General features: G+C 69.7%; 10 protein-coding genes. 5 read left to right on the top strand and 5 right to left on the bottom strand.

From position 1 onward, the window contains the following. The first annotated feature begins 70 nt into the window (after positions 1–70). Genes FG385_RS33475 through FG385_RS33465 form a run of 3 tightly spaced genes read left to right on the top strand, consistent with a single transcriptional unit; the run spans position 71 to position 4414 of the window. On the top strand, positions 71–1720 hold the full coding sequence (locus tag FG385_RS33475; protein ID WP_139100830.1) for a DUF885 domain-containing protein: 1650 nt from the start codon (positions 71–73) through the stop codon (positions 1718–1720). Next, entirely contained in the window at positions 1717–3333 is a 1617-nt protein-coding gene (locus tag FG385_RS33470) for a DUF885 domain-containing protein (RefSeq protein ID WP_139100829.1), read from the top strand. The genes FG385_RS33475 and FG385_RS33470 overlap by 4 nt, the downstream gene beginning before the upstream one ends. Positions 3334–3373: 40 nt before the next feature. Then, complete coding sequence (locus FG385_RS33465; protein WP_139100828.1) at positions 3374–4414, top strand: LLM class F420-dependent oxidoreductase; 1041 nt, start codon at positions 3374–3376, stop codon at positions 4412–4414. A 3-nt stretch (positions 4415–4417) separates the two neighbouring features. Here FG385_RS33465 and FG385_RS33460 read toward each other — a convergent pair whose 3' ends face one another. Then, positions 4418–4795, bottom strand: coding sequence for a nitroreductase family deazaflavin-dependent oxidoreductase (locus tag FG385_RS33460; RefSeq protein ID WP_139100827.1), 378 nt, complete (start codon positions 4793–4795; stop codon positions 4418–4420). A 350-nt stretch (positions 4796–5145) separates the two neighbouring features. On the opposite strand from FG385_RS33460, the gene FG385_RS34570 reads away from it, so the two are divergent. Beyond that, on the top strand, positions 5146–5319 hold the full coding sequence (locus FG385_RS34570) for a hypothetical protein (RefSeq protein WP_200834778.1): 174 nt from the start codon (positions 5146–5148) through the stop codon (positions 5317–5319). A gap of 8 nt (positions 5320–5327) precedes the next feature. Here the strand turns inward: FG385_RS34570 and FG385_RS33450 are convergent, their stop codons facing one another. The 3 genes from FG385_RS33450 to FG385_RS33440 are packed head-to-tail and all read right to left on the bottom strand — an operon-like array spanning position 5328 to position 8827. Further along, entirely contained in the window at positions 5328–7712 is a 2385-nt protein-coding gene (locus FG385_RS33450; RefSeq protein WP_139100825.1) for a glycosyl hydrolase family 65 protein, read from the bottom strand. Beyond that, the gene (locus FG385_RS33445; RefSeq protein ID WP_139100824.1) at positions 7709–8443 is read right to left on the bottom strand and encodes an HAD family hydrolase; all 735 of its coding nucleotides are present in this window, start codon (positions 8441–8443) and stop codon (positions 7709–7711) included. Before FG385_RS33445 ends, FG385_RS33450 begins: the two co-directional genes overlap by 4 nt. Before the next feature lie 27 nt (positions 8444–8470). Then, the gene (locus FG385_RS33440; RefSeq protein ID WP_139100823.1) at positions 8471–8827 is read right to left on the bottom strand and encodes an ArsR/SmtB family transcription factor; all 357 of its coding nucleotides are present in this window, start codon (positions 8825–8827) and stop codon (positions 8471–8473) included. A 129-nt stretch (positions 8828–8956) separates the two neighbouring features. On the opposite strand from FG385_RS33440, the gene FG385_RS33435 reads away from it, so the two are divergent. Next, positions 8957–9145 carry a hypothetical protein gene (locus tag FG385_RS33435; protein ID WP_139100822.1) on the top strand — a complete coding sequence of 63 codons (189 nt, stop codon included), beginning with the start codon at positions 8957–8959 and terminating at the stop codon, positions 9143–9145. Between the two features lie 75 nt (positions 9146–9220). Here the strand turns inward: FG385_RS33435 and ligM are convergent, their stop codons facing one another. Further along, on the bottom strand, positions 9221–10624 hold the full coding sequence (ligM, locus tag FG385_RS33430) for a vanillate/3-O-methylgallate O-demethylase (RefSeq protein ID WP_139100821.1): 1404 nt from the start codon (positions 10622–10624) through the stop codon (positions 9221–9223). Between the last annotated feature and the right edge of the window lie 126 nt (positions 10625–10750).

Here is a 10750-nt window from a genome sequence, read left to right as displayed (position 1 = left end):
CCGGCTCCCGCCGAGTCCCTTCAACGAACCCCATCATGATCACGAGGCCCGCAGGAAGGATGGTGCCCTAGTGACCGAGGTGACCAAACTGGCCGACGAGTTCGTGGAAGCACTGTTCGACGCCGAGCCCCTGTGGCCGGCGGTCCTGGGCATCGAGTCCGACCGCCCGGGTGTCGGTGACCTGAGCGAGGTCGCCGAGGCCAAGCAGCGCACCGTGCTCAAGGACTTCGTCAGCCGCGCGCTCGCGCTCGAACCAGCCACCGCCGAGGACCGCACGACCCGCGACGTGCTGGTGAACCAGGCGCGGAGCCATCTCGACCGGATCGGCTCGCACAGCGCCGAGTACACGGTCACCGACATGTTCGTCGCCCCCGCGGCCGGCCTCCTCACCGTCCTGCCGATGATCTCCGTGGGCACCGGGCAGCAGGCCGAACTGCACCTGGAGCGGCTCGCGTCGATCCCGAAGTACCTCGAGCAGGCCGCCGACAGGCACCGCAGCGGGGTGAGCGCCGGGCGCGTCCCGGTCGAGCATCTCGTGCGCGCCGCGGTCGACCACCTGGACCGGTACCTCGCCGAGCCCACCGCCGACCCGCTGCTGCGGCAGCCCATGCCGGACGAGGACTCCACGCGGCGCCGCGCCGATCTGGTCGAGAAGGTCGTGCGGCCCGGGTTCGCCGCGTACCGGGACGTGCTGGCCACCGAGATCGTCCAGCACGGCCGTCCCGCCGGCAAACCCGGCCTGTCCTGGCTGCCCGGCGGGGAAAGGATGTACGCCGCGCTCGTCCGCTCGCACACCACCACCGAGCGCACGCCCGAGGACCTGCACGAGACCGGGCTGCGGATCATCGAGGAGCTGACGGGTGAGTACACCGAGCTCGGTTCGCGCGTGTTCGGCACCACCGAACTGGCCGAGATCTTCGAGCATCTGCGTACCGACAAGTCGCTGCGCTGGACCAGCGCCGACGAGCTGCTCGACTCCGCTCGCGCGGCGATCTCTCGCGCGGAAGAAGCTTCGCCGCAGTGGTTCGGCCGGATCCCGCCGCATCCGTGGGTCGTGGAGGCCGTGCCCGCGGCCGAAGCGCCCGGCGCGCCGACGGCGTTCTACATGCAGCCCGCCGTCGACGGTTCCCGGCCGGGCACGTACTTCGCCAACACCTACGAGGTCACCGAGCGGTTCCGGCACACCTCCGAGGTGATCGCGTTCCACGAGGCCATTCCCGGGCACCATTTCCAGCTGTCCACCGCACTGGGTCTGACCGACCTCCCGCTGTTGCGCCGTATCGGCGAGTTCAACGCCTACGTCGAAGGCTGGGGCCTCTACAGCGAGCGGCTCGCGCAGGAGATGGGGCTGTATTCGAGCGATCTCACGCTGCTGGGCATGCTGACCATGGACTCGATGCGCGCCGGCCGCCTCGTCGTCGACACGGGCCTGCACGCGAAGGGCTGGAGCCGCGAGCAGGCGGTGGCCTTCCTGCGCGAGCACACCCCGATGCCGCAGGTGGAGATCGACTCCGAGGTCGACCGCTACATCGCGTACCCGGGACAGGCGCTGTCGTACATGGTGGGGCGGCTGGAGATCCTGCGCGTCCGCGACAAGGCGAAGCGGGCCCTGGGCGAGAAGTTCGACATCCGCGCGTTCCACGACATCGTGCTCGGCGGTGGCGCGCTGCCGATGTCCGTACTCGACGCCGTGGTCACCGCGTGGATCGACGCCGCGTGACCGAGATCGAGGAGATCGCCGAAGACCTCGTCCGGACCTGGTTCGACGAGGACCCGGTCCGGGCTTCGCTGCTGGGCCTGCCAGGCGATCACGGGCGCCTCCCGGACTACAGCGCGGAGAACCACGGGCGGTTGCGGGCGCGATACGGCGAACTGGCCGATCATGCCGAGAACGCCGCGGGTGACGCGGTGACTCGTGGCGTGGTGGTGCAGCAGGCGCGCGCGGCGGTCGAGCGCCTCGAAGCCGCCGAGGTCGAGTTCTCCGTCAGCGAAACGCTCAGCGCGCCCGCGCTGACCCCGCTCACCGTGCTGCCGCTCATCACGCTCGACGACGAGGAGAAAGTCGCGGGATACCTGTCCCGCCTCGAAAGTATTCCGTCCCTTGTGGACACGGTGATCGAGCGGCAGCGCGCGGCGAGGCTGCCGGACTTCCTTGTGCGGGCGGGCGCGGACTTCCTCGGCCGGTACCTCGAACGTCCCGGAAGTGATCCACTTCGCCTGACCGGTCACTCCTTTGTGGACCGTCAGGAGGCATTGCTCGCCGAAGTGGTCCGCCCTGCCTTCGCGCGCTATCGCGATTTCCTGGACGAAGAGCTGAAGCCGCGGGCGCTGGGGCAGGAGCAGGCCGGGCTGTGCTGGCAGCCCGACGGGGAACGCCGGTACGCGCGGCTGATCCGGGTACACACCTCCACCGAGCGCGGCGCCCAGGAGTTGCACGAGACCGGGCTGCGGACGATCGACGCGCTTGCCGAGGAGTACCGCGAGCTGGGTTCCCGGGTGTTCGGCCTCACCGCGCTGCCGGAGATCTTCGAGCGCCTGCGCACCGACCCCGCACTGCGCTGGAGCAGCGGAGAGGAACTGCTGGACGGGGCGCGCACGGCGATCCGCCGAGCGGAAGCCGCTGCGCCCCAATGGTTCCGCACCGTGCCTTCGCAGCCGTGCGAGGTGCGCCCGGTGCCGCCCGCCGAGGCCGAAGGCGGCACGATCGCGTACTACATCGAGCCCGACTTCGCCGGCAAGCGCCAAGGCGTCTACTACGCGAATACGGCACATGCGCGGGAGCGATTCCGGCACACCAGCGAGGCCATCGCCTTCCACGAAGCCGTGCCGGGACACCATTTCCAGCTCAGCGGCGCGATGAGCCTCGACGGCGTCCCGCTTGTGCACAAGCTTGCCGACGTCAATTCCTACATCGAGGGCTGGGGCCTCTACGCCGAGCGGCTCGCCGACGAGATGGGGCTGTACTCGAGCGACGTGTCCCGGTTCGGCATGCTGACCCAGGACTCGATGCGCGCCGGGCGCCTGGTCGTCGACACGGGGATGCACGCGCTGGGCTGGAGCCGGCAGCAGGCGGTGGACTACCTGCGCGAGCACACGCCGATGGCGCCGCTGGAGATCGAGCTTGAAATCGACCGGTACGCGGGCTGTCCCGCCCAGGCGCTGTCCTACCTGGTGGGCCGCCTGGAGATTCAGCGCGTGCGCGCGGAGGCCGAGCGGGCGCTGGGGGAGGCCTTCGACATCCGGGACTTCCACGATGCCGTCCTCGGCCACGGCATCCTGCCGCTCGCGGTGCTCGGCACCGTCGTGGCGGACTGGGTGGCGTCCGTGGGGTAGGGTGCGGCTAAGCGAGCGCTCACCTCGGAAGGCGGCACAGATGCGGATCGGGACGCAGATCTCCTACGCCGGCGGCTTCGCCGAAAGCGTGGCCGACGTCGTCGAGCTGGAGAAGGCGGGGCTGGACATAGTGTCCGTGCCCGAGGCTTACTCGTTCGACGCGGTCAGCCAGCTGGGCTACCTCGCGGCGCGCACCGAGCGGGTCGAACTCGCCTCCGGGATCCTGCAGATCTACACCCGCACCCCGACCCTGACCGCGATGACCGCGGCGGGCCTGGACTTCGTGTCGAACGGCCGGTTCTCGCTCGGCATCGGCGCGTCGGGGCCGCAGGTCATCGAGGGTTTCCACGGCGTGCGCTACGACGCTCCGCTCGCGCGGACGCGGGAGATCGTGGAGATCTGCCGGCAGGTGTGGCGCCGCGAACGCGTCGTGCACCAGGGCAAGCACTACCACATCCCGCTGCCGGAGGGGCAGGGTACCGGCCTGGGCAAACCGCTGAAGCTGATCAACCATCCGGTGCGCGAGCGCATCCCGGTCATCCTGGCCTCGCTCGGCCCGAAGAACGTGGCGATGACCGCGGAGATCGCCGAGGGCTGGGAGCCGATCTTCTTCCACCCGGAGAAGGCGGCGAGCGTATGGGGCGAGTCGCTGGCCGAGGGCAAGGCGAAGCGCGACCCGTCGCTCGGTGAGCTCGACGTCGTGGTCGGGGTGCCGGTTGCGATCGGCGAGGACGTCAAGCACATGATCGACTGGGTGCGGCCGATGGTCGCGCTGTACGTCGGCGGCATGGGCGCGCGCGGCAAGAACTTCTACAACGAACTCGCCTGCCGGTATGGCTACGAGGCCGAAGCGAAGCGCATCCAGGATCTATACCTGGACGGCAAGAAGGACGAGGCCGCCGCGGCCGTGCCGGACGAGTTGCTCGAGGCGATCAGCCTGATCGGGCCGGCCGGGTACGTGAAGGAGCGGCTGGCGGCGTACGCCGACGCGGGCGTGACCACGCTCCAGGCGACACTGCTCGAGCCCGGCGTGCAGCGGCGGGTGGAGGTCGTGAGCCAGCTTCGCGAGCTGATGGGCTGAGGCTCAGGCCCGGTCCAGGTACAGGAAGTCGGCCACGCCGATCAGGCCCAGGAACTGCCGGACCCCGAACGGCATGGTCCGGCGCTCCTCGTCGTGGACGAGGCGCGGGTTGGTCAGTTTGATCTGCTGCCCCAAGGTTTCGAGCTCGCAGCCGTCCGCGGCGAGCACGTTGCGGACCCAGTCGGTCTTCGGGCCGTAGGTCAGGGCGACGACGTAGCCCTCGGGGACGCGGAAGACGTTGACCGGTGTGCGGTACTCGCGGCCGGAGCGGCGCCCACGGTGCACGATCTTGCCGAACCCGGGGACCCTGCCGGCGATCCGGCCCAGCACGCGGTTGGTGGCGACGCGGTTGAACTTGGCGACTCTCTTCGACAACACCATGCCTTCAGGATGCCCCGCCCCTGACCTAAAATCAACATACGATGAATTAAGTTTCCCGATCCGGGTGACGGGAAACCCCTCGCGCCGCTCGCCGCGCTGGGACACCCGGCCGCATGACCGGGTGGTCTTCCGCTTCTCCGGCGCGGAACGGCGCTACCACGACATGCGCAAGCTGCCAGGATTGCGCCTGGTCGAGGGTGGTGGGCCAGTCGGTGGTGAGCGGCCTGGGGATCCTCGTGTCCCGGTGCGGGACACCGCCGAGCCATGCCCGGACGGGCGGGCGGGCGGCGGTGTGGTGCCCGCACTGCCAGCCGGGTTGACGTTTGCGCGAAATCGGGTAAGCCGAACGCATGGCCGAAGACCAGGACAAGAAGCAGAAGCGAAACCCGGAACCGCCGCTGGGCCCCAACTTCCCGCGGCTGCATCACCCGGACCTCGACCCCGACAAGACCGACGAGGTCGAGGGCGTGCCGAACCGCGACGAGGTGCACACCGAAGAGCCCGTGCCCGAGCCCCCGGACTGACCACCGCGCTACGGCTGCTGAAGGGGCTGTGCCGGGCGCAGTCGTTCCGGATGCCGCCGCGACGGGGCGCGTCCCGCGGGCTGCGCCGGGGCGGGGCCGGCGGTGGGCTCCGGGACAGGCAGGGTCACGGGACCCTCGTCGACCGTGCACGGGCTGCCGTAGTGGCTGATCTCCACCGGCTTCCCCGACACCAGGCGGTAGGTGGCCCGGTCGGCGTGGATCTCCACCGCGAACCGGCTGCCCCGCAAGCACATGCGAAACTCCAGACGGTCCAAAGCGGACGGCAGGCGCGGGGCGAACGTGATCTGCCCGTTGTGGTCCCGCATACCGCCGAAGCCCGCCACGAACCCGAGCCAGGCTCCGGCGAGCGAGGCCATGTGCAGTCCATTCCGGACGTTGTTGTGCACGTCGTGCAGGTCGGTCAGCGCCGCTTCGCCGACGTAGTCGTAGGCCAGATCGAGATGCCCGACCTCGGCCGCGACCACGGCCTGCGTCGCGGCGGAGAGGGAGGAGTCCCGTACCGTGCGGGCCTCGTAGTACGCGAAGTTCCGCGCCTTCTCCTCCGGCGTGAACGCGTCCCCGCACAGATGCAGCGCCAGCACCAGATCCGCCTGCTTGACGACCTGCCGCCGGTACAGATCGAAGTACGGGAAGTGCAGCAGCAGCGGGTAATCCCGCGACCGCGTGTGCTCGAAGTCCCAGTCCAGGTGCTCGGTGAATCCCTCGGACTGCGGGTGCACCCCGCGCTCGGCGTCATACGGAACGGAGATCCGCTCGGCCGCGTTGCGCCAGGTCCGCGTCTCGTGCTCGGTCACGCCGAGGCGGGCGGCGACCTCCGGCAGCCGGCCGCACGAAGCCGCCGCCTCACGCAGGTTCCGCGCCGCCATCAGATTGGTATAGACATTGTTGTCCGCCACCGCGGAGTACTCGTCCGGCCCGGTGACCCCGTCGATGCGGAACCGGTCGTGCGAGTCGAAATGCCCGAGCGACATCCACAACCGCGCCGTCTCCGCGAGGATCTCGGTGCCGCAGCTGCGTTCGAACTCCTCGTCGCCGGTGGCCGCGAGATAGCGTGCGATCGCATCCGAGATGTCCGCGCTCACGTGGAACGCCGCGGTGCCCGCCGGCCAGTAGGCCGAGCATTCGGCGCCGTTGATCGACCGCCAGGGGAAGGCCGCGCCCCGCAGGCCGAGCTGTACCGCCCTGTCCTTGGCCTTGTCCAAAGTGGAGTGACGCCAGCGGAGGGCGTCGCGGGCGGCTTCGGGCATCGTGTACGTCAGCACCGGCAGCACGAAGGATTCGGTGTCCCAGAAGGCATGCCCGTCGTAGCCGGGACCGGTCAGGCCCTTGCCGGGGATCGCGCGGCTCTCCCCGCGGGCGCCGGCCTGCAGGATGTGGAACAGCGCGAACCTGGTGGCCTGCTGCAGTTCCGGATCCCCGTCGATCTGGATGTCCGCGGTGGTCCAGAAATCCTCGAGGAACGCCTTCTGCTCGGCCAGCAGCCCGTCCCAGCCCGTCTGCACCGCACCGGCGAGCGCCGCGTCGACCTGCGCCCGCAGCGCGGGAACCGACCGCTGCGCGGACCAGCCGTAGCCCAGGAACTTCGTGAGCCGTAAGCGCTTTCCCCGCGGGACTTCGACCGCGATGGTCAGCCGCGCGAGGTCGTCCTCGGCGCTGATCGTGGTGCGCAGCCCGTCGGGTGATTCGATGAGATGGTCCATCGCCGCGGCGATCCGCAGCCCCGACCGTTTGGTCTGGTGCACCAGCACCGCGCGGTAGTCCTGGGCGAAGGAGAACTCGGCGGCCAGCGGGCTCTGCAGCGCGGCGGCCACCCGCGGATCGCTCGTGTCCGATTCGATGGGCTCGTTGGCCAGCAGGTCCGACTGCAGCACGAGTTGCGTGTCGCCGTCGAGCGGTTCGACCTCGTACCGGATCGCGACCACGGCCCGCTGCGTGAACGACACCAGCCGCTGGGTGCGGACCCGCACGTGCCGGCCGGTCGGGGACATCCAGTCGGTGTTGCGGGTGAGGGTGCCGGTGCGGAAGTCGAGCGTGCGGTCGTGCGCGGTGGCCACGCCGTAGCGCATGTCGAACGGTTCGTCCTCGACGAGCAGCCGGATGACCTTGCCGTCGGTCACGTTCACGACGGTCTGCCCGGCCTCGGGATAGCCGTAACCGGCTTCGGCGTACGGAAGTTCGTGCTCCTCGTAGAACCCGTTGAGGTAGGTCCCGGGAAGCCCGCGCGGCTCGCCCTCCTCGAGGGTGCCGCGGATCCCGATGTGCCCGTTGCCGAGCGCGAACGTCGACTCCGTGCGGTGCAGCTGATCGACGGCCAGCCCGCGCCAGCGCAGTTGCCAGGGGTCGGTTTCGTACCCCTCAACCGGTGCGCTCATGCTTTGTCTCCCAGTAGGTCCGCGAGGTCGTCCACGACGATGTCGGCACCGTTGGCCCGCAGTTCGTCCGCCTGGTTCACGCGGTTGACCCCGACGACGTAGCCGAAGTTACCCGCCCGCCCGGCCGCCACGCCCGCGAGCGCGTCTTCGAACACCGCCGCCTGCGCCGGGGTGACGCCCAGTGCCTTGGCTCCGGCGAGGAAGGAGTCCGGAGCGGGCTTGCCGCGCAGATGCTCGCGCCGGATCACGATGCCGTCGATGCGGGCTCGCACGAAACGGTTCAGGTTGGCCGCGTCGAGCACGGCGGCCCCGTTCGCGGACGAGGTCACGACCGCGATCGCGAGCCCGGCCTTCTCGGCTTCCTCCAGATAGTGCACCGAGCCCGGGTACGGGTCCACGCCGCGCTCGGCGATGAGCCGCAGGACGAGTTCGTTCTTGCGGTTGCCGATGCCGTTGACCGTGGGCGCGCTCGGCGTGTCGCCCGGGCTGCCTTCGGGCAGCGTGATGCCGCGAGAGGTGAGGAACTCGCGTACGCCGTCGGCGCGCGGGCGACCGTCCACGTGCTGGATGTAGTCGTCGTCGGTGAACGGGCGGAAACCGTCCCCGTCTCGTTCGCGCAGGAACGCGTCGAAAGTCTGTTTCCACGCCTCCCGGTGCAGCGCGGCTGTGCCGGTCAGCACGCCGTCGAGGTCGAACAGGCAGGCGGAGATCCCGTCGGGCAGGCCGATCATGCCTCGCACCGTACCCGGACGGGCTGGCTACGGCATGGCGCCCGGGTGCGGGCGGACGTGGTGGATCAGTTCGTGCACGGTCGCGTCGGCGAGGCTGTAGCGGACCACGCGGCCTTCGCGGTGGCCGGTCACCAGCCCGTGCGCGCGCAGCAGCCGCAGGGCCTGCGAGACGGCGGTGTCGGTCATGCCGGCCGCGACGGCCAGATCGGAGACCGCGATCTCGCGTGCGTAGTGAATGCAGACGAGCAGCGTCAGCCGGGAGGGATCGGCCAAAACGGAGAATCGTTCCGCCCACTGCTGCACGCTGGCCCGGTCGCCGAGCCCGTCGAGTGCGGCCGCGACGGCGTCCGCGTCGATCACCCGTGGTCCCGGCTCGTCAGGCATGCCCCATGGTCTCATCACGATCACCAGGCGGAACAGCGTGGTACGGCCGGGGACGGTCTGATCGCCTGACCCGGTGAACAGTCCCGGCTGAACTGGTCCGGCGTGGCGCGGCTGGGCAGGCTGCCAGATGTGGATGAGGGACGACGACTCCGCACGTATCTGAGCCGCTGCGAGGAGCATCAGGTCGACGCGGGGGAGGCGGCGCGAGCGCTCGCCACCGCGCGGTTCGACGTCCAGAACGGACGGGTCGCCGGCCGCGACCCGTTCCGGCTCGCCTGGCGGCGCCTGCGGCAGGCCCACGCCGGTCCGGCCACGTGAAAGCCGGATTCGGGTGCGGCGAATTCCGACTCGCGGGGTGCGGGACTCGCGCCAGGCCCACACCCCACGGCACCGTCAGGCCTTCGTGGCGGCGGTGCGCCAGCCCTGGTGGTAGTCCTCACGGGCCATCGCCGAGTACGGCGCGGGGCTCACGATCGCCCGCGCGGCGAACTGCTCGTGCGGCTGCACGGTGGTCTTCTTCGACCCGCCGCCCGGCTCGCCCCACACGACCCGGACCTCGGCGCCCAGCGGGACGTCGGGGTTGACCGTGGCGAGCGAAAGGGCCTTGCGCTCGTTGGCGCTGTAGCCGGTGAACAGCGACAGCCCCACCACGTTGCCGTCCGCGTCGATCACGGAGTCGAAGTTGGACGAGCCGTAGTTGGCGTTGGGCAGGTCGAAGAACTGGTAGTCCACGCCCGAGGTGACGGGATTGGCCAGCAGCTTGGCCATGTCCTCGTCGTTCCACGCCAGCGTCACCTTGCGGCGCTGGGCGGCCGGGTCGACGGCCTGCAGCGCGTCACGCCCGACGAAGTCGTGGTCGAACTTCACGAACGAGCCGTAGCCGAGCTCCCACGGGTTGAGGTAGTAGTCCTCGATCTTGTCGGAGACGAAGCTGCCGGCCAGCGCGTTGGTCGCTTCGTAACTGTCCGCGCCGAGCCACTCACGGTACGGGCGCAGCTCCTCGCTGGTGTAGATCGCGGGCAGCGGCGAGGGGATCCAGCCCGACTCGAGGGTGTTGCACGCGTACGCGCGCGAACCGCACGGCTCGAGACCGAACTCCTGGCCCGCTTCGAGGATCGCGTCGCGGATCCGGTCGTAGCTCTCGTACGTGCCCCAGATCTCCAGACCGGGCGCGCCCGCCATCCCGTGCCGCAGGGTGCGGACCTTCTCCCCGGCGATGTTCATGTAGCCCATGCGGAAGAACTTGACCTGCTCGACCGGTCCGCCGTTGACCTTCTCGATGACGTCCCACGCGCGGGGGCCCTGGATCTGGAACCGCCACACGTCGCGTTTGACGGCCTTGCCGTACGGACGCGACGGGGAGCGCGGGTCCACGCGAATGTCGACGTTGTAGCCCTTGCTGCCCGTGAAGCTCAGGTAGTTCGTCACCGGCGCGCGGCCGACGAACACGTACTCCTCCTCGGCGAGCCGGAAGAGGATGCCGTCACCGATCACGCCGCCCTCGGGGGAGACCGGGACGAACTGCTTGGCCGAGTCCACCGGGAACTTCGCCACGCTGTTGATCCCGGTGTCGGAGATCAGTTTCAGCGCGTCGGGGCCCGAGATGAAGATGTTCGCCATGTGGTGGGACTGGTCGAACAGGACCGCCGCGTCCTTCCACGCGTTCACCTCACGGCGCCAGTTGGTGAACTCCGCGGGCACGACCGGGTAGATGTAGGCCCCGAGCTGGGAGTTGCGGAGGTGTTCGACCGTGTTTCCCTTCTGGTCCAACAGCTCCTGGAGGTTTTTCGCGCTCATGTGATTCCGTTCTCTTCAGATTTTCCGACAGGACCTAGACCTTGCGGCCGGGTTGGTGACGATGACGGGGTTCATGCCAGTTCCTCGGTGACTTGGGGGTAGAGGCGCATGTAGGCCTCGCCCATG

The sequence above is a fragment of the Amycolatopsis alkalitolerans genome (genome assembly GCF_006152065.1).
Taxonomy (GTDB): domain Bacteria; phylum Actinomycetota; class Actinomycetes; order Mycobacteriales; family Pseudonocardiaceae; genus Amycolatopsis_E; species Amycolatopsis_E alkalitolerans.
Note: the sequence above shows the minus strand (reverse complement) of the source record. Positions and strands in the feature narration are given on the sequence as shown.